The following is a 304-nucleotide window of genomic DNA, read 5'->3' as shown; positions in this document are numbered from 1 at the left end:
GTCGGGATGTAGTCGTCGACCGCAGCCATCAATTCGCGGATCGAATCCTCGCCGATCTTCTTGTCGGAATCTTCCAAAGCCGCAAGTGCCGAACCCTTGACGATCGGAATGTCGTCGCCGGGGAACTCGTTCTTGGTCAAGAGCTCACGCACCTCGAGCTCGACCAGTTCGAGCAGCTCGGCGTCGTCGACCTGGTCGACCTTGTTCAAAAACACCACGATCGACGGCACGCCGACCTGACGGGCCAGCAGGATGTGCTCGCGGGTCTGCGGCATCGGGCCGTCGGCGGCCGACACAACCAGGA

1 protein-coding gene is annotated in these 304 nt (G+C 61.8%); it reads right to left on the bottom strand.

Annotated features, from left to right (window positions below; all coding sequences use genetic code 11):
- Positions 1-304 (bottom strand): GTP-binding protein (locus BQ8482_RS34390; protein WP_244603107.1); only part of this gene is annotated, 304 nt, incomplete at both ends.

This window comes from Mesorhizobium delmotii (assembly GCF_900149755.1).
GTDB lineage: Bacteria > Pseudomonadota > Alphaproteobacteria > Rhizobiales > Rhizobiaceae > Mesorhizobium > Mesorhizobium delmotii.
This window is presented reverse-complemented; position numbering and strand designations above follow the sequence as displayed.